This window comes from Nostoc sp. DSM 114167 (assembly GCF_052692655.1).
Map to the genome: position 1 here is coordinate 1,129,421 of NZ_CP195116.1, position 23,991 is coordinate 1,153,411.

The following is a 23,991-nucleotide window of genomic DNA, read 5'->3' on the forward strand; positions in this document are numbered from 1 at the left end:
TTTGTGGCTTTCTGGAAATTGTAATTTAGGTTCGGGAATCTATGTTGACCAACTCGCAAACACCAACTGTAGAAGCAGAATCATCAAAGTCTTTGCCAGCAACTGACGCTCAGACTAGGGTCAGTCAGTTTATGAAACAACTGCAAGACGAAATTACCGAATCATTGGCAAAACTAGATGGTGTGGCTAAGTTTCATGAAGATAGTTGGGAACGCCCAGAAGGAGGAGGAGGGCGATCGCGCGTACTGCGAGAAGGTGCAATATTTGAACAAGCAGGTGTAAATTTTTCTGAAGTTTGGGGTTCCCATTTGCCAGCCTCAATTTTAGCTCAACGCCCGGAAGCAGCAGGGCATGGCTTTTATGCCACAGGCACTTCAATGGTATTACATCCTCACAATCCTTATGTGCCCACAGTTCATCTCAATTATCGCTACTTTGAAGCAGGGCCTGTGTGGTGGTTTGGTGGCGGTCTTGACTTGACACCTTATTATCCCTTTGCTGAAGATGCCGCACATTTACACAAAACATTAAAGCAAGCTTGCGACCAACACCACCCAGAGTATTATCCAGTGTTTAAACGCTGGTGTGATGAATATTTCTATCTCAAGCATCGTGATGAGACACGGGGTGTCGGTGGTCTATTTTTTGATTACCAAGATGGCCAGGGTGCTTTATACCGCGGTCCAAATCCCAATGGGGAAGCGGCCATTTACAGCAACCAGGTGGGAACACCAGCAACCCGCAATTGGGAAGATTTGTTTGCCTTTGTACAAGGCTGTGGCAGAGCATTTTTACCAGCTTACGTACCAATTGTAGAACGGCGACATGGGATAGAGTATGGCGATCGCCAACGGAATTTTCAACTCTACCGCCGGGGACGTTATGTAGAATTTAACTTAGTTTATGACCGAGGCACTATTTTTGGTCTCCAAACCAACGGACGCACCGAATCAATCCTCATGTCCCTACCTCCGCTAGTGCGCTGGGAATACGGCTATCAACCCGAACCCAATTCCCCTGAAGCCGAGTTGTATGAAACCTTCCTTAAACCTCAAGATTGGATCAATTGGACACCACATTAATTGGGCATTGGTTATTAATTCTTTATCCCTCACTTCCTCATCTCCCCCACTTCTCTCATCTCCCTATGACGCCACTTGCTCCACTTGGGGAGACCCCAAGACCGCAGTGGCTCCCCCATGCCCCATGCCCTATTCCCCATACCCTATACTCTACTATTTTGGTGAGTTATAACTACTAAAGTTAAGCACTTAGCTGAAACAGGTGACAAATTTAGCTATAGCTTGTTAATCTCAAGTGACAGCATTAGAAAATTCTGTCACTAGTTAATCTTAAAAGGAATGCCACGGGGAGGGCTTTAGTGATTCATATAGACCAAAAAACTTATACAACCCAAGACGGAAACACCGTTATCGTCTTGACACCATCAGGCCGTCTGGATATCACCACGGCTTGGCAATTTCGCCTGAAGTTACAAGAGTGTATTTCCAAACTCAGTCGCCATGTAGTTGTAAATTTGGCTCAGGTAAATTTTATTGATAGTTCTGGTCTTACATCTTTGGTAGCTGGAATGCGTGATGCTGATAAAGTCAAAGGCAGTTTCCGCATCTGCAATGTACATCCAGAAGCCAAACTCGTGTTTGAAGTGACAATGATGGATACTGTTTTTGAAATCTTTGAAACAGAAGAGGAAGCTTTAGAAGGTGTACCTCGTAGCATTGCTAGCTAAAAAAGAGTTAGGAGTAGAGACGCGATTAATCGCGTCTGTACAGGAGTTCATTCATAACTCAAGTACTCATAACTCATAACTTTATCTTATTGAATACTGATTTCGCTTGGTGTAGCGATAAGGCCCCATAATCGCTCCCCAGGTTGCTTTTCCTGTTGCGGGATCAATTCCTTTGTCGTAGCTGTGAAATTCTGTCGCTGTAGCTGCAAAACCTAAAGAAACATGGATGCTATTGCCAAGATAAGTAAAGCTACAACGAGTGTCTGGTAGTGGGGTAGCGGTAAACTTATAGCGATCGCCAGCTAGTTTCTCCTGAGTAACTCTTAGGATACAAGCTGGTAGTAAATCTAATTGTTCGGATGTCAGTGTGTTTAGTAGAGCCGGGTTATTACCTGCGCCTTTTAATGCACCTGGATCTTGAGGCATATAATATTGAACTTCTACAGTTGCGTCAGAGTCACTGCTTTGACGCAACCGGATAATTCGCTGGCGATAAGGTTGATCTAAGGTAAGAACGTTAGCCTGTTCGGCAAATAAGGTGATGCTATCTTCTGCGAACAGATTAACTGGTCTTTGCCACAGGCACAGGTGGACATACCAAACTGGTTCTGCTATGGCTTGTTCTTGATTATCAAATTCACCAGCTAGGTACTCACCTAAAGCAATTAACTGTGGCGAGAAGTTCATAAGTACAATAAATAAATCATTAAGGATAATAATTTTTGGCTAGTTTTTGAGGAGAAAAGGTCCGATCTCCTGTAGCTATCAGTTTATAAAATACTTCTAATGTGTATATATTGTAAATGAAACCATCACCCGCTAAAAGCTCAACTTGGCAAAGTAGCCTTTAAGCGAGAAAATAAAGATACGTCGCCCTTAACATTTCTTTTTTATTTGTGAATAACGTCCGTACAGTCTCTGATACAAAGCGAACTTTCTACAATCTTCACACCCGTCCGATCAATACTATTTATCGTCGGGTAGTAGAAGAATTGATGGTGGAAATGCATCTGCTGTCAGTAAATATCGATTTTAGCTACAATCCAATTTATGCCTTGGGTGTCGTCACTACTTTCGATCGCTTCATGGAAGGCTATCAACCAGAACGGGATCGAGAATCAATTTTTAACGCCTTATGTCAGGCTATAGAACAAGATCCGCAACAATATCGACAAGATGCCCAGAGATTGCAAGCTGTAGCTAAAGGTTTGCCAGTTAAAGATTTAATTGGATGGCTGGGTCAAACTACTTACTTAGATAGAGATGCTGACTTGCAAGCAACCCTACAAGCGATCGCCAATAATCCTAACTTTAAATACAACCGTTTGTTCGCAATTGGTGTATTTTCGCTATTAGAACAGTCAGATCCCGAATTAGTCAAAGACGAAAAGCAACTCACTGAGGCGCTAAAAGCGATCGCTGCTGGCTTGCATCTCTCTGATGACAAACTCAACAAGGATTTGGAGTTATACCGTTCTAACCTAGATAAAATGGCGCAAGCGCTAGTAGTGATGGCAGATATCCTCTCAGCCGATCGCAAAAAGCGCGAGCAACGTAAACAACAATCAACTACCCCAGTTGCTCCCCCAAGTTCCAATGAATAGTTAGAATTTGGCAGTGATGAGTTAGGAGTTATGAGTGAACTCCTGTACAGACGCGATTAATCGCGTCTCTACTCCTAACTCCTAACTATTAGCTTTATACGCCCAATATTTTGTAGATTAAGCTGTTAATTATAGTCAGCGTAAATGCCCCAATAACAGCGCTCCAAATTCCGTAGCGCAAGCGAAAGCCCTCTACTAACCAAGCAGCAATACTAAAACAAACCACGGCAATCATAAATGTGAAAATGCCGGATAATAAGTCCAATGTGAGTAGATTTGGTACTGCAAAAATGAGGCTTAAAATCGGTCTGACTATTGCCGTTACGATACCAAGCACTGCGGCAGAAAGAAACGCTTTACCAGGAGTATCAATTTCAACTCCCAAAGGTAGCTTACTAATTATCAACAAGCTGATAGCTGTTACGACCCAAACAATTAAAAGCGTCACGATATTCATGCCACAACCCCTGATACTAATTAGTAATTTGTAATTCGTAATTAGGACACACTGAAAGACGCTTGATATAAGCGCTTTTCAAGCTATTAACCTATTTGGACATCCTTCCCCAATTTGGTATGAAATGTGGATGGTAATTGGTGATGAATTGCTCAGTCTATAGGTGGAAAATTCTTTAAAGCTCAACCAATATATTTGTAAATTAGCAGTTTTTTTTATCTAGCCGAAATTTATTATAGATATCTTTAGGTTTGGGAAAAGGCTTGCAGGGGAAATGGAAAGTGATGAATGGGGGACAAGGGGACAAGGGAGATAAGGAGAATAACCTATGCCCAATGCCCCTTACCCCTTATCCCCAATTCCCCTTCTCTTATTTCACCTTTTAAGAGGAGGTTGGGTTTGTTTGGGTGCTACAGGCGCTTGAGGCGCTGGTGAGTTAGGAACTACGGGAGAAATGCCAGGATTGATCGGACTGATACCTTGCCCCGCTGGAGGCTGAGTGATGCTAGGAAAGGGTACAGAATTAGGTGCTAAGGGGAATTTTGGGGTAATATTCCCTTCGGGATTGATTCCTGGAAGTGGTGTAGCACCAGGATTGATTGGGAAAGAGGGGACAGTAGGCTGGTTAGGTGAGTTTATGGATGGTTGAGATGGGCCAGGAATAATTCCCAAAGAAACGCGATCGCCCCCTACTTGTCGTAGCAAATCTAATGTCTCAATCACATCGTTGTAAGTTGCTGTGCGCGAAGCATTCAGCACGACAACGGCATTAGGGTTTGCTTGGAGATACTGTTTTAAACTCTGTCTCAAATCTTCCTGTTTTACAGGCTGTTTTTCTATGTAAGTATTGCCTACAGCATCGATGGTCACAATCACACTCCCACTCTGTGACGTTATTCCAGAGACTGTACTAGGGCTGGCTTTAGGCAAATCAACATTTATTGCCTGTTGCCGTGTAAATTGTAAAGCCGCTAATAAAAAAAATGTCAGGATACAAAAAACGACATCAATTAAAGGGATGATTTGAATTTGGACTTCTTCAATTGGAGTATGTAGATTAACTTTCATGTCTTACTCACAAACCTGGTTTGGGGATTGAATTATTGACTATTAATTAGGTGTATTCGGGGGTTCAGGAGGTTCAGAAACTCTAGTCTTTCCTGGCTTGCGGGGTGGAGTGAAATTTTCTGCCACAATTGCTGATGTCCTATTGCTAAAGTCAGGAGGAGACTGGCGATAGAGCAATTCCATCTCATTCCCTGCCTTCCGAAAAACTTTGACTTGGTTGACTACAAAACTTTGAAATAGACGGTAAAATACCAAACTAATGATGGCAACTATTAGCCCACTTGCCGTACTAATTAAGGATTCACCAATACCAGTAGTCACCCCAGCGGTAGATTCAGTTCCCAAATCGCCAATCCGAATTGAGCGCAGAGAGTGGATTAAACCCAAAACTGTACCCAACAATCCTAGCAACGGCGCTAGAGCAATCACGGCTTCTAAAAGTTTTTCGCCCCGCCGCATCCCAGCTAATTCGTCTTCTGCCGTAGCCTCCAGTGCTAGTCGAAAAGTTTCCGCATCACTTTTGGCAAAACGTAGAGGGGCGTAGAGAAAACGCCCGACAGGCTGATGGCTTGCTTCTCTTGCTATGTCCGCAGCTACTTCCCAATTATCCTGGGCAGCATCCAAGACGCGATCAACTATTTGCTTTTCCTGAGTCAAAATTCGCAACCAGAACCATATACGCTCGAAAATCACACTCAAAGCTAGAATCGACAGAATAAGTAAAGGCCACATCGCTGGCCCACCCTTGTAAAACAAATCTAAAATATCCACCGTTTAAATTTCCTCCCTCCACGACTAAAGCAAATGTGTTAAGGCATTTTAATTCTAGAGATTAATGCAAAATGAGGGACTTCCAAAATATAAATTTCTCGAAAACCTAAAAAAACAGTGCAAGGATGATGTATTTGACTGAGACTGCTGTACTAACTTGCTGCTGGGTAGGCAATCGAATAATAGACCGGTAATTGTTGGCATACTTTTGCTAGACTTCCTTGTAATACCAATTTAAAAAAAGAATGCAATACATAGATAAGACCTTACCCAACCCTCTACTAGGCTTTGGGGAGAGTGTGCGTCAGTAAGCGTGGGCATCTGGTCGCAAACATTTTTTGAATTGATATAACCTAAATCACAGAGGATATTTTCACGTAAAGGAGAAAAATTTTGGCAGCAGTCCGAGTCCGCCAGCATGTTAATCCACTTGGTAAAAAGTATCAAACACCAGCAAGTCACCAAGACTGGGAAAAAATTTATGCCAAGCCAAATCAACAATTACATTTAGATATTGGCTGCGCTAAGGGACTGTTTTTGTTGAATATGGCCAAGATAGAACCTAACTGGAATTTTCTCGGCTTGGAAATTCGAGAACCGCTGGTGGTGGAGGCAAATAAGTTACGTTCTGAGTTAGGTTTAACAAACCTGCACTATTTATTTTGCAATGTGAATAACTCACTGCGATCGCTTTTATCTTCCTTCCCTCCAGGAAGTTTACAACGCGTTACAATTCAATTCCCCGATCCTTGGTTTAAAACCCGCCACGCTAAACGTCGTGTAGTCCAACCAGAACTAGTGGCAGACTTAGCTAAGTATCTTGCGGTTGGGGGGTTGATATTTTTACAATCAGATATGGAATTTGTGGCTGTAGAAATGCGCGATCGCTTTGCAGCTAATTCAGCTTTTCAGAAAGTTGGTACAGAAGAATGGTTGGCTGAAAACCCCTTACCAGTCTCCACAGAAAGGGAAATAGGCACGCAAAAAAAAGGTGAACCTATTTATCGGGCTTTGTTTGAAAGAGTGAAAACTACAGAATAGAGATATTTGTAATATCAACTCTGTTCCCAAATTTTGAATTTGAAGTTTTATTGAGCAGACTTATAAATATTTGTTAATATTACTTAAGTCTTGCTTATTATCTTTTCATTAAATATTGCCCAAGCTTGGAAAATTGTTTGGGACATAAATGTTTTATTAAAGGTCAAAAGTTTAATTAAATATTCTTTGATAATTAGTAACAAACTCTGCTGCTGAAGTGATTAAGAGAGATATAAATTTTATTAATAAATAGTTATTCACAAAAAACTTCAAATTATTATTTAGTGACATAAAAGGTTTATTTATGTCTAATTATAATTTTCAAAATATAGTTAAATATATTATTACCATGCTTAAAATATATACAATACAGGCTATGGTAATTACAGTACTTAATTATTAAGCCTATATCTAGTTATATCTTCAGAGGAAAAGCACAATGGAAAGGAATAAAAAAAATTCAGATTTTCAATTAGACATTAGTAATCTGATTGATAATGCTGTTAACAGTGCAATAGCACGACGGAACCCCAATCAGGATTTAGAAGATGCTTTGCTAACTCTGTCTGATGAAGAAATGGCAAACGTTGCAGGTGGTTTTGTAACGGTTGCAAAATTCGATCCAATTATTGCAGGTGGTATTACAGGTGGTACTGGTGCGATCAAACCAATTAATGATACTCCAGTGATAAAACCAATTATTTGTGGACTAATTGCAGAGCAGAACTTGAGTTGAAAGTACAAGTCTTTGAAGTTACCAGTCAGTATTAAACTCTTGGACATTTAATTTGCTTATTTAGGTTGATGGAGAGCAGTCCAATTCAAAACTATCTGTCAATCTCCATCAGCTTAAAAATACAATTCATTATAGGTTCAATTTATGGAAGACATCGCTACTGAAAAGACTACACTTTGCCCTAGTGCAAGACCAGAATGGCAAGACAGTGTTGTTTTCGGCGTCGTTGGTGGTACAGTCACAGAACCCCGCGTAGCTTATCTTAAGCACCCCCAACCTGTCACAGATGAACTGATAGCAAAAGCTAGTCCAGTAACACCCACTGAAATTTTTCGGACGGCTGCACCCTGTGCAACTAAGGGTTGTCAACATTTTGATGGTAAAGATTGTCGTCTAGCAATGCGAGTTGTAGAAAACTTGCCAAAGGTAGTAGAGGAACTACCACCTTGTTCTATACGCCGAGATTGCCGATGGTGGCAGCAGGAAGGTAAGGCAGCTTGTATGCGTTGTCCACAAGTTATAACAGATAACTACAATCGCTCTGAATTACTACTTAAAGTGGCGACACCGACTGTTGGCTAAACGAAGCTACAAAGTTGATTTAAGTAATTCAAGGAGAATATTATATCAATGAACATTCATCACAAACATCTCATAAGTCAAATTGAAATTACGAACTTAATTGAAGAAGCTGTTGTGAATGCATCTGCGAGATGAAAACAAGGTTTAGATGCACAAGAGCTGCTATTAGAATTGTCTGAAGAAGAGAAAAATATTACGGGTGGGGTACTAAGAGATGTGATAATTCTCATCGGTGGCTATTTACTAGGTTAATACTGCTGGGCGTAATTTTTAATTTATATACCGCAGACATTTGATTAATTTGTAATAGATGCTTTATTGATGCCGTGTGGTACAAGTTTTAATAATCCTTGGAAAAATAGCCTGTGGTAGTTGAGTTACTACCACAGTTTTCTTGACATCAAAATTGGTTGATACTTTTAAAATTTATGATATTTATCTTAAACTCTTATAATGTTGTCGATTATTTAGTTGAACAGGGGTTATGTAATCAGTCCAAGCAATTACCTATTAAAATAGAACCAGTTGCAGCTAAAAATTTTAATTTATTAATTACTTTACCAAATGAGAGAAAGCTTCTTGTTAAACAAGAACGACACAATCAACAAGAGAAACGCTACGATTCAGGAGTGCTTTACTTTAACAAGAGAAACTATGAAGTTGTTAGACAACTCTTAAAAATTGTTTATCAAAAACACCAATTGCATTTGAAGTCAGAAATTCCTTTATTTACCAAACAACTAGCACTAGGGTTAGGGTTGGCAGAAGAACCAGACCAAAAATTTGCTGTTCAAGAAAGTTTTGGTATGAATCGCTGTCAGATTGTAGCAAATGGGTTGCTGACAGCTTGGTATCAAGAAGATAACTCAATTGAAGGGCGAATGCAGGCTATCCGTGAACAATTTTCTTCTGTGGGAATCGAATTACATCGTTCATATCTTAATGCCAACTCTGAAGATATTTATTAGTAGTTCCATTGGTTAAGGGAAATAAACTGATTGGCTAGGCTATAGTCCGATGCTTCGATGTTAGCGATGGACTTAAGGGACTTCCAAAGAATAAATTATTCCAAGAAAAACAAGAGACAGGTTTTATCAAGAATGATAATCATTTTAAGAGGGAGAAAAGGGGTTGCCTATGTCTTTCCCTTTTCTCCCCCTCATCTATGCATGAAGAATCTATACACTTGTCGTCTGCTTTGAAGTTAAACAGTGTAAATAAGGGATGTTTTGTAGCTAAATAAATGCTGTTATTAAAATCAAACAACTTTTGTTTTACTACAACAAATATCAATAAACCAATTACCTAAATTTGGGAAAACTTCATGAGTAGAATCGGTTAGCCGCTCAATCTGTTTTTCAATTTTTAACATAGCTTTTTTTGTAAGCTTTACCCCATTCTCATAAGTTTTGTGTACTAGCTTAACTACTGGATGAGAACCTTTCCATTTCATAGTGCTAGCAAACTTTAAAGCCGTCTCCACTTCATCTAAAATGCTGCCATTCCAATGATTCTCTAGTATTGCCCATGTCCTTTCTATCGGATTATATTTACTATGATAGGGCGGATAGTAAGCTAAACGTATATTTACTTGATGTTTTTGGGCAAATTCTACTATACGCTTCATAAATAGGGTACGTCGTGAACTGTTCTGTGGCCCATTATCTTGATTTAGAAGTAGGGTTTGAATATCGGAAAAACGATGCTTTTGTTCTAATCAAAAATCCTCTAAAATATCAACAATAAAATTACTTGTAACTTTCGATTCTGTCAAGTACAAAAATAGTTCATCTTCCTTTAAAAGGATTATCATTATTATTAATGGAATAGTTTATTTTCTGGAAGTCCCTTATTTTCCTTCCACTGTGTTCTATCCATCGCAATGGTTAACTGCGACCCTACTTTAAAGTGTTGGTTAATTATTGCTTCAATGATGGGAAACCACAACAAGACTACACTCAAGGCATTTAGTGTTAAAAACCTTTGTATATGCCGTCTACGACTGTTTTGTTGAATTGGTAGAGGCAAGGTTGCAGCCAATCTTTCTATCTTCACTTGTTTCTGATTTTGTAGCAACCACACCAACATCTTTAGGGTGATTAACTGTGCTTTATTTAGGTATTTTTCTAAGAAGTTTTGATAGAATGATGCCAGCATTATTTCGACGGTCTTGGTCAAATTACGAGACCATTCTTTTTTACCACAAAACCGCTCCCCACAGAAAAGCCTACTACCCTCATACAGTTCATTCTCAATAAGCACCCAATTTTTTTCAAGGGTCTGTGCCTCCAAAACCTTTATCTGCCTCGGTTTAGAGGCGATTGTCGCCCCTTGAGCCTGTCCAGTTGACTTTAAATTCGGCATGGCTGAGGGTGCGTTGACCAATAGCGGGGTCGGCGACAATAACGTATTTGGGTGTAATTTCGTAGACAACAATGTAATGTTTGCCTTCCCAGTGAGCGATCGCAGGTAATTTTTGCTTCGCTAATTGGTCAAGACTCGCTTTTCCAGGCCGCGTGGCAAAACCAATACTTTCCGCTGCCGCCGATAACCCCCGCAGTGACGAGCCATTGCGGTCAACATTGGCAATATCCCGCAGCCGATTTACACTAAAGTTTTTCCCCCAATAGCGAGACACCATCACTAAACAAGCTGCACCGCAATCCGCTCCACTCTGTTGGGCAAAAAACGGATAGCGCCGAATCACACGCTGTAATAAATGCCCTACTCGCTGCGTGGAGTTGGGAAAATAGGCTTTACTTATTTTTTTATCGCGTGGCTTTACTGCTGGCGTTGACAAAACCTTCGTTTCATGCAGCCGTTTTGAATCAGATGGCAGTATTAGAGAATTCTCTGAGTCTACCTGTGGAGGATTACGGGATAGAACTTTAGCCCACAAATGCTCTCGAATTTGGGGATATTTAGCCATCAATGGCCATAAAACTTCACCCAGAACAAAGCACAGTTGCAAGTTGATTGAAGCCCTGGCAGCGTAAGGTTTAAAGTCTCCCTCCTTAAACAAGGTAAATTCCCCAAATGAGTCACCTGCCTTTAAAGTTGCGATTAACTCATCGGCGCTATCTAGCAACCTGACTTTACCAGCGATCGCAATATAGATTCCTGGCTGAACATCAGTTCCTTGCCAGAATTTGCCGACTTTCGGGTTGATAAATTTAACTTGTTGAAGATAGTGTTTAAATTCCTCTGTCGAAAGAGAATGCCCCAGAATTTTGTTGAACTGTTGTAGAGTTACTAACTGAGTTAATATATTTTGCGCCATGAATGTCTACATCTTTTGCTAATTTGGCAAAGTTAATAGGTAAAAATTCGTGATTATCAGGAATAACTGCCGATTTCAGGTCATTAATCAAAATTTTGGAACCTTGAGTCTGTTCAGTGCTGTTTTGTTCAGAATTGCTGGGTTTTGGTACTGTGGATAATCCCATCTGTTTGAGCAGGCGCTTGATATGGCGATCGCTTACCTCAATCCCAAATTCTTTCGCTAGATGTTTTCCCAGCCAGTTAGCTGTCCATCGCCTAAAAGAATACCCATGATCGCGGGGACTACCTTTAATCAGTTCTTTCAAACGTTCTAAATACTCGTTATTTATTGCCTTCGGGCGACCAATGGGGCAATCTTGCCATTGGTGCGCCATCCCTGTTCGGGCTATGTGCATCCAATGCCTTGCTGTTGCTGGACAACATCCCAAAATTTGACAAATTTCAGTTTGGGTTTTTCCCTCATCTGCCAACAACATGATTTCAATACGTTGTTGGTAAGATTCGGGTAAAGTTTTTTCCAAACTTGCTAACAGTAATTTTCGTTGAAATGATGTTAAATACTTACTGTTAGTTAAATTTATGTATCTTGTTTCAATTTTACTTTGGCAGTCCGACATACACGTATAATTAACTAGATTTGTGGACACACAAATGTTTTCTGAACGATGCAGAATTTTGCAATATCCTACTTATAGAGATATTGCAAAAGCTAATTTTTTTGTAACTGTAATACTTATTACGATTTGTTTTTTATTTTATGCAAGAAATAATTGAGTTAAATAATATGTTTGACAACGGTTTTTAAATATTCCTTTTGTAAGCCTATATTAGGCTACAAATCCAATTTGTAAATTCCGAAAATAGTTGTTAAATTTTAGTAAATTTTTTGTAAACATAAATTTCTTCTGAACAGAGAAAAAATTGATAACGGAGTTGCCATTACCACGGATGAAAATTCGTTTGAAAAATCACATACGTAAAGGCACAATATATTTATTGTGCCCCAATAATAGACTTCTTGGCATTTGTCGGGAAAAGGAGAAGGGGGAAGGGGAAAAGGCTCTGCAAAAATCCCCTTCCCCTTTAACCTTTACCCTTTTCCCCAAGAGTGCAAAAAGCACAAATGCCAAGAGGTCTAATGAACTGTATTCCCCATATATGAAAATTGCTGTAACCGCTTAAACTTCTAGTAAAGGAAGGGTGACGGTAAAGGTTGTACCTACTCCAACTTGGCTATTAACTACAATTTCGCCTCCATGTGCATCGACACATTTTTTGGCGATCGCTAGTCCCAAGCCAGTACCAGGAATGTTTCCCACATTGTCCGCCCGTCGGAAAGGCTGAAACAATCGTTTTTGGTTCTCTTGAGGAATGCCAATTCCCCAATCTTGAACTCGGAAAATTACTGCTTTTTCTTGACCAATTAGTTCAAAGCGCACCATGCCGCCCGGTAGTGAATACTTAATAGCATTGCTAAGTAAATTGCCCAAAATGTGCCGCAGTAAGCTTTCATCCCATAAAGCTTCATCTAATTGCCCAAAACTGGCGAACACTAAAGTCAGATGCTTATCATTTGCAATCAATCGAACTTCATCGACCATTTGGCGACAAAAAGCTTCTAAATCTAAGCAGATGACTTCAAAACCGAGTCTACCAGAATCAGCTTTGCCGATGAATGTAACTTCATCCAATAGCTGCGCCATGTTTTTAATTGCCGAGCGAATCATTTGCAAATGATTTTGTTTTTTCTCTTTAGTTAATCTTTCATCCTGATTTTGTAGCAATCCAGCAGCCAAGAGAATAGTATTTAGCGGATTGCGAATGTCATGGGAGAGCATTGAGACAAATTCAGATTTGAACTGGTTGAGTTCATTCGCTTTTACGAGTTCCGCAGTTCGTTCTTCAACCCTAGTTTGTAACGTTTCATTGACAGTGCGTAATGATTCTAAAACCTGCTTGCGCTCGATCGCATAACGCAAAGAGCGAACCAACACATCAACATTTACCTGTCGCTTGACTAGATAATCTTGCGCCCCTTGCCGCACTGCTTCAATTGCTAGTTCTTCGTCATTAGTATTTGTTAAAACAACAATCGGTATACTTGGCGCTTGACTAATTAGAAGAGGTAAAGATGACAATCCTTGGCTATCAGGTAAAGTTAAATCTAATAAAATAACATCATAATTACATTGACTTAGTTCCTGAAGTGCTTCGCCCAATCGGGTCACATGAACCAGAGTAAACTCTTGGGACTGGGCTTGCATCAGAAACTCTTGTAGCAACCTAGCAGAAGCTAGGTTATCCTCAATTAACAAGATTTTTACTGAGTAGCTCACAACCATAATCTTCAGGTTTCACCCCCTATTGCTGCTCTATCTTGTCATTTGTCATTTGTCATTTGTCATTAGTTATTAGTTATTCTCCCCCTGCTCCCTGCCCCCTGCCCCCTACCCCCTGCCTACTCCGATGGTAGCGTCACGGTAGAGAGCCAAAAATCTTCAATACTCTTGACGATTTGAAATAATTGGTTGAGGTTGCGAGATTTAGTGATATAGCAATTCACATGTAAATCGTAGCTGTGAAAAATGTCATCCTCATTTTTTGAGGTTGTTAAAACAACAACTGGAATACGCTTTAGTAATGGGTCGGCTTTTATTTCCGCCAGCACTTCTCGACCGTCTTTTTTAGGTAAGTTCAAATCCAGCAGAATGAGGTCAGGGCGTAGTGCATCAGCATATTCACCTTCTTGGCGTAAATAAGCCATAGCATCTATACCATCCCTGACCGTTACCACTTGGTAGGGCACTGAACTATTTTTCAACGCTTCTTGGATTAAGCGAATGTCAGCTTTATTGTCCTCGACCAAAAAGATGGTTTTGTGTTTTTCTCCCGTTTCTACGCTCAAGTTCGCGTCCTCCAACTGGAATCGTAAAGTAGAAGGTTGCGCCTTCACCCAGTTCTGACTCTACCCAGATCCGCCCCCGGTGACATTCGACAATCTTCTTACAGATGGCTAAACCCATACCTGTACCAGTATATTCATCCCGCGTGTGTAAGCGCTGAAAAATTACAAAAATGCGATCGCTAAATTTTGGATCGATACCAATTCCATTATCCCGAACTGAGAATAGCCATGCATCTTCTATTCTTTCTGCTCCCACATGGATTTGTGGCGGCTGGTCACTATGAAACTTGATGGCGTTACCAATGAGGTTTTGAAATAGCTGCATCAGTTGGGTGCTGTCAGCCATGACTACGGGTAAGGGATCGTGAGTGATAGTAGCCCCAGTTTCATTAATGCGTTGACGCAAATTGCCCAATCCCCGATTTAAGGCTGTCTCTACCTCGTTCATTTGAAATGCGATCGCTTGCATATCCACTTTTGAGTATGCTAGTACGTCATCAATCAACGTCTGCATCAGGCTAACTCCCTGCACAGCGTAGCTGATAAACTCCTGAGCATCTTCGTCAAGTTCTTCGCTATAGCGCATCTCTAACAGCTGGACGTAATTCACCACTTGATTGAGTGGTTCTTGCAAGTCATGGGAGGCGACGTAGGCAAACTTTTTCAGTTCGGCGTTAGAACGTTCTAAATCCTGGGCTAACTGGGCTAGTTCATCGGCTTGACGCAGCACAATATTAACAATTGCTTTCCGCAATTCTAATGCTGCTTTAACTTCTACATCTTTCCAAGGTAAAGATGTTAAGCGAACTGTCTCTTTCCACAATTCAAATGATTTGCGCGGACACAGACGAACACTTCCTTCTGACTGGTTAACTTCAAACGCCTTATTAGGATCGCCACCCCAATTTACAGTTTGAATTACTTCCGGTCGGAACCACAAAACATAATTGCGCTTGGCGATGGGAATCGCTAATAAACCACTGGCGACATTTTTAAAACTTTCGGCATCTGGATAAATCTGTGGCAAAGAATCTGTATAGAAAACTTCTTCTTCAACATTATTTTTTAGCCATTGGACTAAAAAATTCAGGTCTTCTTCTCTAGGGGTTTCACCAACTACCGTGCAATTTCCGCCAAAACACACGGCTGCACCTTGAGCGCTGGCCAAATCTAAAAGATGTTGAGGGTTTTTAACTAAACCATCAATGAAGTTTTCTTCTTGAGACATGTATTCAATCAAGATTGATTGAAGGTGTGTCAGATTTATCCGGTGATAGTAGTCTTCTGTCTCTTCTCTAGCCGAGATTTCTGCAAATATGACTCGTCCCAAAAATTCGCAGGCTTTACGCAATTCGTAGGAAACATATTTCGGGGATTGATGGTGACAAGCAATTAGTCCCCAGAGTTTTTGGTCTTTAATTAAAGAGATAGTCAGCGAAGCACCTACACCCATATTATGCAAGTACTCTGTATGACAGGAAGCAGCACTTCTGAGAATAGAGTTGGTTAAATTAATCGGGCGATCGCTAATTGGATTATTGACAGGAAAAAGCTTGACTGGCTGAGAATAAGCATCGGGGATGATTCTGATCGAATTAGCAGCAAATAACTTTCTCGCTGGTTTGGGAATATCTGACTCTGGATAATGCAGCCCTAAATATGGTTCTAAGCTTTCTAGCTTTTCTTCAGCGACAACGGAACCATGCCCATCATCATCGAATTTATATAACATTACCCTGTCAAATTCCGTTATTTTCCGAACTTCTTGAACGATAACTTGACAAAAGTCTCGGAGATTTGCTGTTTTTTCTAGTTGGTTGATAGATGCTCTAGCTAGATGATAAAAGCTTAAAAATGGGATATTTTCTTGAGTAAGAGCAGGTTCTAACTCCAAGATTAAAAATCCTTCTGTATTGCGGTGAAATACTGCATCAAATACTACGTATTCATCACCTTTTTTTCGCACCCAAACTTTCGTGGGATTAATAAAATCAAGATTTTCTCCGGATAGCCCTGTTTTAATTCTCTCTATTTGAAAGGGATCGAGTAAATCTTCTAGTTTTTTATGTAACATATTTTCGGGAGCAATTCCGAAAATCTTTAGCGTATTAGTGCTAACTTGTAATATTTTTAGCTCAGGCTCCTCCAAGACTAACAGGACACCATGAGGCTGAATTTGGCTAGAAATATGAATCGGTGCCTCTTTCAAGCTAATTAAATTAATACCTGGCAATTGTAAGTTCATTTCCATGACGATCCTCCTGTGTTGTCCGGGAGCATCAAAACTAGAGTATCTATAATAATGCAGAATGATGAATGTAAAAATTTTATAATTTTCCATTCATCATTTTTACTTAGTATCTAATTTCCCATGCCCTGGTGTTGCGTTTTGCAGCCTTAGTTTTATCTGCTTGTGCTTTGAAAAGTCTAACAGTGACTAAAGTTACATAGCGATAAGAAATGTGAAAACCATGTGATTGAACAATTCTATATATGTGTAGCTATGTTAAGTTGAGAAATAAGTTAGGAGTTAGGAGTTATTATTTCAATACCCCATGCCCCATGCCCTTCAATCAAATCCAAGAGTTGAACCACATTCGCAGCTTGTAACCGTTAGGAGAAAGGGGTAAACCCAAATAAATGGGCATCCAGAAAATAAAAGCAGCCAGAATGATAAAAGTAATGGTGACACCTAGCGCCCGGAGTTGTTGATAATAACTGCAAAGACACCGATCGACAAACCAGGCGATCGCTAAAAATACAAACACCACTGCACACATATAATGGTAGATAAAAACACACCTTGTCACTTTCACCCAAGGTAATAAGTTTGCAGCATAATTTATAACTAAATACAAAGCAATCCAAGTATCAACACTCAGGGTTGCAGGCATAGAAAAACGCTTTTCTTTCACCCAAGGAATTACCGCTTGTGATACCAGCATTCCTACTAAAAACAACATGGCAGCAACACCAAACCACCACAAAAATGGATTGCCCATTGCATGGACATCATAAATAACTTGTCCAGCGCCGGCAGGTAAAGGCGGGCCCATCACAGGTAACGGTTCGGTGATACTTTCAGCTGTTTGATAATAATATGCCATTGGTCGAGTCATCAAAGGCCATTTATACCAAGCAGCACAGTAAGGATGTACGTTAGGACTATTACCACCTAGATGTAAATGAAACTTCAAAATTTGCTGATGTACTGCAATAAATCCATACGTTTTATCTAGTTGAAGGTGAGGAATCCAGATGATGCTATAGATAAAAGCTGGGATAATTCCTAGATAAAACAGCATTTGAAAAATATTTAGCTGAGTTAAATTTTGTAGTGGTGTCGGAGATGAGGGGTATGAGGGGAATGAGGGAGAATAAGTACTAACTCCTGCCTCCTGCCTCCTGACTTCTGCCGACGCTCGCGGACTCGCTAACGCTGCGCTATCGTGACTTCTGCCTCCTGCCTCCTGCTCTAATGAGGGGGATTTAAAAAAGAGTTTGGAGTTAGGAAAAGAATGTATCAAATGAATTACCCAAGCTACTATCCAGATGAGATAAGCACCTGATAAGAACCATAAACCATTCCACTTAGTACCGACTGAGGCACCAAAACCAATGCCAGCAAAAACTAACCAAAAAGAACGTCGGCGATTTTGGTTATCTAATGCCAATAATAAAAACCAGTGCCCTAATAAACCAAAGATGACGATATAAATATTACTTAAAGCATACCGAGACTCAACTAAAAAAATACCATCACAAGCTGTGAATAATCCTGCAAGTATTGCAAAGGTACGACGATAACTTAACTGATAAGCGATCGCAGCTACAACTACAGGGATAAATGAGCCTGTAAGGGCATTTAACCACCGATAAGTCCAAGGCGATCGCAATGAACCTGTCAGCCCATTCACCGTATCGTGCCAAAAAGGAATGTGACTGCCAATCCAAATGCCGATGCCAATCATATATTGACTTAGCGGCGGATGAGCATTAAAAAATGGCGTATGCGTGAGATAATTATTACCAAATTTGGCAAAGTAAACTTCATCAAATACCAGAGTGTTGAATCGCTCCAGCCCCCAAAACCTTAAGGCAAGTGAAAGAAGAAATACACTCACCATCCCAATTCGGAACCACTTTTTTGTCATTTGTCACTTGTACTGAGCGTTCGCGTAGCGTCTCGAAGAGAAGCCGAAGTATTTGTCATTTGTCATTGGGCATTGGGCACTTGTACTGAGCGTAGTCGAAGTATTGGGCACTTGTACTGAGCGTAGTCGAAGTATTGGGCATGGGGAATAGGGAATGAGTCTTTGATACTCGCTGATGAGTCTTTAATACTCGTGAATGAGTCTTTGATACTCGCCGATGAGTCTTTGATACTCGCCGATGAGTCTTTGATACTCGCTGACGAGTCTTTGATACTCGCCGATGAGTCTTTGATACTCGCCGACGAGTCTTTGATACTCGCTGATGAGTCTTTGATACTCGCTGACGAGTCTTTGATACTCGCTGACGAGTCTTTAATACTCGTGAATGAGTCTTTGAACTCCACTTCTTTGCCCCCCTACCCTCTGCTCAAGAACTGCTCCCCTGTTCTCTCTCCACTCTTCAGGTGCATCTAGTTGAAACAGGAGTAGTTCAATGCCGTAATACTTGTTTGTCCGCCCTATTGGTTTCATACCCAATCGTTCTGTTACACGGATTGAAGCATGATTTTCTGGCTTCACTACGGCATAAATCACTGGCAAGTTCAAAACACTAAATCCGTAGTTGAGCATAGCTCGTCCTGCTTCTGTTGCATACCCTTTACCCCAAGAAGCTCGCCTCAAGTGCCAGCCTACCTCATAATCTTGAGTAGGTAAACCATCTTTGTCGGGCAATTGTTTGAGAAGGATAGTTCCCACAATTGTTGTATTTTCCTTTTCAACAATTGCCCAAGATCCAGTACCATTGTTGCGTTGGTGCATTCGCTCGATACCTTCAATCAAACGCTGACGCTGTGACTCAACACTTGCGGGACGAGAAGCTTTACCAAGAAAGCGCGTAACTTCAGGGTCATTATAAATTGCAAACGCTTGTTCGGCATCGCTTTCGGGTATCCAACTGCGAACGATCGAGCGTTCGGTTTCCAAAAGATTTGTCATCTTGCTTTTGGCTAAACTAAATTGCCATTCTGCAAAATACTAAGATACTTATGGTTGAGTAGTCAAAAGTTTTGTAGACAATTACACAAACAAAATATGGCGATCGCTATGCTATAGGCAATTATCCAGAAGTTTAATTACCGTTGGCTATGCGATGCCTGCGGCGGTAAACTACGCAAATTCTGAATCTTTCCGCAGTTCTTCAGACCGAAATCCCAATACAATCCGATCCTTCGGCACCCAGCTTTAACTAGTTCTGTTGCTACCCCTTCTTCAGTGCCATCACGTTGAATCCAAATTTTGCCATCAATAATATCTATGTGAATCATACAGCCGTGAACGCGACGAGTCACAGTAGGAGACAAGTCATAGGCTGGTTCTCTTCCCAAAATCATCAAGAGGTAGCGGTCTTGTTCGCCGTCGAAAACTGTTTCAAATTGAATATCGCCAGTGCTGAAGGGGATTTTTGTATGTTCAATCAGAATATTCCGAATCAACTGCCTGTATTGCTCCAAGGTATCCATTTAAAAATAACCTCTTGCTCTAGCTGAAATAGAACAATATTAACTTTGTAATCTTCTACCAAAAGTTTAGCAATTGGTTCATCAAAGATATCGGCATATACTTCGTCCCGAACGGCGAGATAGAGGACGCGATCGGGATTGGTTATACTCATCACAGATCGGTATGCAAGATACTGTCCCAGTGCGTGTTCAAGATCAGCCATATCCGATACGCTGCGAAACGTTTTAATCTCAACGGCTATCTGCTGTCCTTCCTTTTCAGCAGCAATCAATTTCTCTGCACCCAGGTCAACATACATATCCCTTTTTCCCCACTTCAAATGAAATGGATCGTCGGTAATCGTCCAGCCATCTTTGATTAGGGCATTTTTGACGTTCTAGTGGTAACGGCCTCTAACTGGCATAAATTACGAATTACTACCCTCGACTTTTGCCACTTCCAGCATTGTCTTTAAAACCGAATCTGGATTTAGACTAATCGAGTCAATTCCCTGTTCAACCAAAAACTGGGCAAATTCTGGATAGTCGCTGGGTGCTTGTCCACAAATGCCGATTTTGCGATCGCATTTTTTCGCTGTTTCTATGACCATTTTTACCATTCGCTTGACAGCTGGACTGCGTTCATCAAACAATCGCGCTACTAACGCCGAATCTCTATCTATCCCTAGTGTCAATTGAGTTAAATCATTAGAACCAATTGAGAACCCATCAAATACCTCAGCAAATTCCTCAGCCAGAATCACATTACTGGGCAACTCACACATCACATAAACCTGCAAGCCGTTAACACCTTGCTCTAAACCATTTTTTGCCATTTCTGCTAAAACCAAACGCCCCTCGTCAGGAGTGCGGCAAAAGGGAATCATGGGGATGACATTTGTCAAACCCATTTCTTCCCGTACCCGTTTGATATCGCATGACATTCTAAGGCAAAAGCTTCTCTGTAACCTTCATCGTAGTAACGCGCCGCCCCTCGCCAACCTAACATTGGGTTTTCTTCATGAGGTTCAAACTGTCGTCCACCTAATAAATTGGCATATTCATTACTTTTGAAATCTGAGGTTCGGACTATCACTGATTTGGGATAAAATGCTGCGGCAATTCTACCAATGCCTTGAGCTAATTTATCTACAAAATATTGGGGTTTATCGTCGTAAAGTGTGGTGATATCAGCAATTTTAGCTTTGACAAATTCATCTTTTAACGAGTCATAGTGAATCAAGGCCATTGGATGAATTTGAATTTGGTTCGCAATGATAAATTCTGTCCGCGCTAAACCTACGCCATCGTTGGGAATTGCCGATAAACTCAATGCTTCTTGGGGATTACCCACATTCATTAAAATTTTAGTGCGGGTGCGGGGTAAGTTTTCTAAAGGGACTTCTTTAACTTCAAAAGGTAATAAGCCTGGATAAACTTTTCCTTCTTCCCCTTCAGCACAAGAAATTGTTACCTCTTGACCAGGTTTCAAGATGTCCGTAGCATTGCCGCATCCTACGATCGCAGGTACACCCAATTCTCGCGCAATTATTGCTGCATGACACGTGCGGCCTCCAGAATTGGTGATAATTGCACTAGCGCGTTTCATAATTGGTTCCCAATCGGGATCGGTTCTCTCTGTCACCAAGACTTCCCCAACTTGGAACTGTTCTAGTTTCTGAACATCCAAAATTAGGCGTGCTTTTCCCTGACTAATTGCTTCCCCAATCGCACGTCCCGTAACCAGAGGGATTGGGGATTGAGAATCAGAGAGTGAGGAGTGGGAATTTTCTCCATTCCCGATTCCCCATTCCCGATTCCCCAATAACAAACGATAACTCCGCAACACATTTCCCGTCTTCTGTGACTGGACAGTTTCGGGACGCGCTTGCACAATAAAAAGTTGGTTCGTAATCCCATCTTTTGCCCACTCGATATCCATTGGAGTAAAAATGCCGTGGACTTGGGAATAATGGTCTTCAATTAAACACGCCCAACTTGCTAGTTGTAAAATCTCTTCATCACTCAGAGCGAATTTACCTCTTTCGCTGGGTGAAACCGAAACATTTTTCGTAAATTTGGAGCCGTCATCATAAATCATTTTCAGTTCTTTACTGCCCAATCTTTTATCAATAATTGGACGGAAACCAGCTTTTAAAGTTGGTTTAAAAACATAATATTCATCGGGATTGACAGATCCTTGGACAACATTTTCACCTAAACCGTAGGCGGCTGTAATTAGTGCCGCATCCTTAAAACCTGTTTCTGTATCAATGGAGAACATCACCCCAGAGGTTGCCAAGTCAGAGCGCACCATTTTTTGCACACCCACAGCCAGAGCAATGCTAAAGTGGTCAAATCCCTTGGCGTGGCGATAAGAAATAGCGCGATCGGTAAATAGAGAAGCAAAGCATTTATGACAAGCTGCTAAAACTCCTTCAACACCGACAACGTTGAGGTAAGTTTCCTGCTGTCCAGCAAAACTAGCATCGGGAAGGTCTTCAGCAGTAGCGCTGGAACGGACTGCTACATCTGTGTCTGCATGGTATCGTTCGCAGAGACTATGGTATGCTGTGGCGATCGCCTCGCGCAATTCTACAGGAAATGGTGTGTGGATTAAGAGCGATCGCGCTTTTTTTCCCCGTTCTCGTAAATTTTTGACATCTTCAACATTCAAGTCAGCAAAAAGCTTGCGTAGCTTTGCTTCTAACCCAGCTGATTGAATGAAATGACGATAAGCGTAAGCAGTAGTGGCGAATCCTGTGGGAACGTTAATGCCTTTGGGCGTTAACTGTTGAATCATTTCCCCTAGTGAGGCATTTTTACCACCAACTACAGGGATATCAGCAATCCCAATTTCATCAAACCACAAGATGAGCGATCGCTCTTGGGCAGATATAGACAAAGTGCTTTTAGATACTGTAGTCATAAATATTACCTTTTCAGTTTATACTCAATTTGTAAATGCATAACTGCTACTATATTTATTTTTCCCATATTCAACTTGAGATTTTTAGTTCTGTCGAGAAGTTTGATATTTGGCGATGAAATCCAAAACTATAAGTAATAAAAATTCACAATTATTCAGTTTAATAACTCGATTAAAATACCGGATGTAATACATGATGGTGCAGCTAGAACGACTCCTGAAAATGGCAGAAGATGAACTAACTGAATACAGTACTGATGCCCGTAAAATAGAAAAACTACGCCGTAAAATAGGTTTAACAGTATCCGCAACAGAACAGCAGCAAGTGAAAGAGGCATTACTCGCTAAGATGAAATCTAATATAATTACCCAAGTCGTGGAAGAACAAAGACAAGCAGTAGCCTTACCATTTTGGGGAATTGCTGGATTGGGTTTGCTATTAGGAATTTCTTTAAATCAACCCATAGGCTTGTTAGCGTCCATAGTTGGAACTGTCTTAGCTTATAGAATTCAGAAATGGGGTTGGAAATTACAGGCAAATCGTTTATTATTACAAACCTTAGAAAATATTGAAACGCGTATTTCCCAACCCACTAAGTAACAAGAAAGATGTATTTTACAGACAAATTATCTACACTTTTTGTATTATATAATACTTAACGAGTAGTTAATCACTTAATTTACATCTCGTAAGCACTTAACAATTCCTTTGGGATCACCATAGCAAAAAAATTAGATATTGGATTTAAGATTAGGTATTTATTAAGAAAGACAGCAAGCAGAAGGCAGTCTTATAGGAAAATTCCATACTTTTGTCCCTTTCCCCCACTTTCAATACGGTTCGGTTAAAGGTTAAAGGTTAAAGGTTAAAGGTTAAAGGTGAAAGGTTTTTAATACATACATCCTTTACCCTTTCCCCCTTACCCTTTCCCCAGACCACAAGGAAAGTGAAAAATGCTTATCCGAACCGTATTGCCCCCACTTCTGCAAGAAGTCTATTGAATATAGCTACGGGTTGTCTCAACTTGGAAGTCTACGTTAGAGAGTTCACTTGCAATAGCTGTCGCTTCGTATAATCTTATGTGGTGTTCCCCCACCATGCGGAAGCTGGCAATTTGGCAAGTCAAAGTTATTGGCTCTCGACCTCTTGAGTAAATCGTCTAGTTGTAGTATCTTGTGCAAGTAGAATAGCAAATTTGCCCAAAATTTTTTT

At 40.7% G+C, this 23,991-nt stretch carries 19 protein-coding genes and 5 pseudogenes; 8 read left to right on the forward strand and 16 right to left on the reverse strand.

The annotated features are described in order from the left end of the window. Positions 1-41 precede the first annotated feature (41 nt). Complete coding sequence (gene hemF / locus NSTC731_RS04645; protein WP_445629823.1) at positions 42-1,082, forward strand: oxygen-dependent coproporphyrinogen oxidase; 1,041 nt, start codon at positions 42-44, stop codon at positions 1,080-1,082. A 299-nt stretch (positions 1,083-1,381) separates the two neighbouring features. Beyond that, positions 1,382-1,750: an STAS domain-containing protein gene (locus NSTC731_RS04650; protein ID WP_094351701.1), complete on the forward strand. Its 369-nt coding sequence runs from the start codon at positions 1,382-1,384 to the stop codon at positions 1,748-1,750. A gap of 81 nt (positions 1,751-1,831) precedes the next feature. Here NSTC731_RS04650 and NSTC731_RS04655 read toward each other — a convergent pair whose 3' ends face one another. Next, the gene (locus tag NSTC731_RS04655) at positions 1,832-2,437 is read right to left on the reverse strand and encodes a chromophore lyase CpcT/CpeT (protein ID WP_445629824.1); all 606 of its coding nucleotides are present in this window, start codon (positions 2,435-2,437) and stop codon (positions 1,832-1,834) included. A 209-nt stretch (positions 2,438-2,646) separates the two neighbouring features. Between NSTC731_RS04655 and psb29 the strand changes: the two genes are divergently transcribed. After that, positions 2,647-3,354 carry a photosystem II biogenesis protein Psp29 gene (gene psb29 / locus NSTC731_RS04660; protein ID WP_322694602.1) on the forward strand — a complete coding sequence of 236 codons (708 nt, stop codon included), beginning with the start codon at positions 2,647-2,649 and terminating at the stop codon, positions 3,352-3,354. Positions 3,355-3,448: 94 nt separating this feature from the next. Here psb29 and NSTC731_RS04665 read toward each other — a convergent pair whose 3' ends face one another. From NSTC731_RS04665 to NSTC731_RS04675, 3 genes are all read right to left on the reverse strand, one after another. After that, on the reverse strand, positions 3,449-3,811 hold the full coding sequence (locus NSTC731_RS04665) for a phage holin family protein (RefSeq protein ID WP_289798955.1): 363 nt from the start codon (positions 3,809-3,811) through the stop codon (positions 3,449-3,451). Positions 3,812-4,186: 375 nt separating this feature from the next. Continuing rightward, positions 4,187-4,879 (reverse strand): biopolymer transporter ExbD, encoded by a 693-nt coding sequence (locus tag NSTC731_RS04670; protein ID WP_445629825.1) that lies wholly within the window; start codon positions 4,877-4,879, stop codon positions 4,187-4,189. A gap of 42 nt (positions 4,880-4,921) precedes the next feature. Next, on the reverse strand, positions 4,922-5,650 hold the full coding sequence (locus NSTC731_RS04675) for a MotA/TolQ/ExbB proton channel family protein (RefSeq protein WP_445629826.1): 729 nt from the start codon (positions 5,648-5,650) through the stop codon (positions 4,922-4,924). 393 nt (positions 5,651-6,043) lie between these two features. Here NSTC731_RS04675 and trmB point away from each other — a divergent pair, with 393 nt between their 5' ends. The 4 genes and pseudogenes from trmB to NSTC731_RS04695 form a co-directional block, all read left to right on the forward strand. Beyond that, a complete protein-coding gene (trmB, locus tag NSTC731_RS04680) occupies positions 6,044-6,691 on the forward strand; it encodes a tRNA (guanosine(46)-N7)-methyltransferase TrmB (RefSeq protein ID WP_445629827.1) in 648 nt (215 codons plus the stop codon). A 439-nt stretch (positions 6,692-7,130) separates the two neighbouring features. After that, positions 7,131-7,427: a hypothetical protein gene (locus tag NSTC731_RS04685; RefSeq protein ID WP_445629828.1), complete on the forward strand. Its 297-nt coding sequence runs from the start codon at positions 7,131-7,133 to the stop codon at positions 7,425-7,427. A gap of 144 nt (positions 7,428-7,571) precedes the next feature. After that, positions 7,572-8,009: a nitrogen fixation protein gene (locus NSTC731_RS04690; RefSeq protein ID WP_445629829.1), complete on the forward strand. Its 438-nt coding sequence runs from the start codon at positions 7,572-7,574 to the stop codon at positions 8,007-8,009. Between the two features lie 611 nt (positions 8,010-8,620). Next, positions 8,621-8,977: pseudogene (locus NSTC731_RS04695) on the forward strand (T3SS effector HopA1 family protein); the annotation flags it as partial. Between the two features lie 290 nt (positions 8,978-9,267). On the opposite strand, the pseudogene NSTC731_RS04700 reads toward NSTC731_RS04695, so the two are convergent. The 12 genes and pseudogenes from NSTC731_RS04700 to ppsA all read right to left on the reverse strand — a co-directional run. After that, positions 9,268-9,804 (reverse strand): annotated as a pseudogene (locus NSTC731_RS04700) (ISAzo13-like element transposase-related protein); the annotation flags it as partial. A gap of 23 nt (positions 9,805-9,827) precedes the next feature. Next, positions 9,828-10,271, reverse strand: a complete 444-nt coding sequence (locus NSTC731_RS04705; protein ID WP_445629830.1) for a hypothetical protein — start codon at positions 10,269-10,271, stop codon at positions 9,828-9,830. Between the two features lie 73 nt (positions 10,272-10,344). Beyond that, positions 10,345-11,289, reverse strand: a pseudogene (locus NSTC731_RS04710) (cysteine peptidase family C39 domain-containing protein); the annotation flags it as partial. Next, positions 11,204-11,812 carry a helix-turn-helix domain-containing protein gene (locus NSTC731_RS04715; protein ID WP_445629831.1) on the reverse strand — a complete coding sequence of 203 codons (609 nt, stop codon included), beginning with the start codon at positions 11,810-11,812 and terminating at the stop codon, positions 11,204-11,206. The gene NSTC731_RS04715 and the pseudogene NSTC731_RS04710, both read right to left, overlap by 86 nt. Before the next feature lie 657 nt (positions 11,813-12,469). Further along, a complete protein-coding gene (locus NSTC731_RS04720; protein ID WP_445629832.1) occupies positions 12,470-13,633 on the reverse strand; it encodes an ATP-binding protein in 1,164 nt (387 codons plus the stop codon). A gap of 116 nt (positions 13,634-13,749) precedes the next feature. Beyond that, positions 13,750-14,196 carry a response regulator gene (locus tag NSTC731_RS04725; RefSeq protein ID WP_114080291.1) on the reverse strand — a complete coding sequence of 149 codons (447 nt, stop codon included), beginning with the start codon at positions 14,194-14,196 and terminating at the stop codon, positions 13,750-13,752. Then, positions 14,141-16,447, reverse strand: coding sequence for an ATP-binding protein (locus NSTC731_RS04730; RefSeq protein WP_445629833.1), 2,307 nt, complete (start codon positions 16,445-16,447; stop codon positions 14,141-14,143). Before NSTC731_RS04730 ends, NSTC731_RS04725 begins: the two co-directional genes overlap by 56 nt. A gap of 322 nt (positions 16,448-16,769) precedes the next feature. Then, positions 16,770-18,350 carry a dolichyl-phosphate-mannose--protein mannosyltransferase gene (locus NSTC731_RS04735; protein WP_445629834.1) on the reverse strand — a complete coding sequence of 527 codons (1,581 nt, stop codon included), beginning with the start codon at positions 18,348-18,350 and terminating at the stop codon, positions 16,770-16,772. A gap of 372 nt (positions 18,351-18,722) precedes the next feature. After that, on the reverse strand, positions 18,723-19,346 hold the full coding sequence (locus NSTC731_RS04740) for a GNAT family N-acetyltransferase (RefSeq protein ID WP_445629835.1): 624 nt from the start codon (positions 19,344-19,346) through the stop codon (positions 18,723-18,725). Positions 19,347-19,483: 137 nt separating this feature from the next. Further along, positions 19,484-19,870 (reverse strand): XisI protein, encoded by a 387-nt coding sequence (locus NSTC731_RS04745; protein WP_445629836.1) that lies wholly within the window; start codon positions 19,868-19,870, stop codon positions 19,484-19,486. Then, positions 19,840-20,232 (reverse strand): annotated as a pseudogene (locus NSTC731_RS04750) (element excision factor XisH family protein); the annotation flags it as partial. The gene NSTC731_RS04745 and the pseudogene NSTC731_RS04750, both read right to left, overlap by 31 nt. A 45-nt stretch (positions 20,233-20,277) precedes the next feature. Continuing rightward, positions 20,278-22,778: pseudogene (gene ppsA, locus NSTC731_RS04755) on the reverse strand (phosphoenolpyruvate synthase). Positions 22,779-22,974: 196 nt separating this feature from the next. On the opposite strand from ppsA, the gene NSTC731_RS04760 reads away from it, so the two are divergent. Next, on the forward strand, positions 22,975-23,379 hold the full coding sequence (locus tag NSTC731_RS04760; RefSeq protein WP_445632017.1) for a hypothetical protein: 405 nt from the start codon (positions 22,975-22,977) through the stop codon (positions 23,377-23,379). Positions 23,380-23,991: the final 612 nt, after the last annotated feature.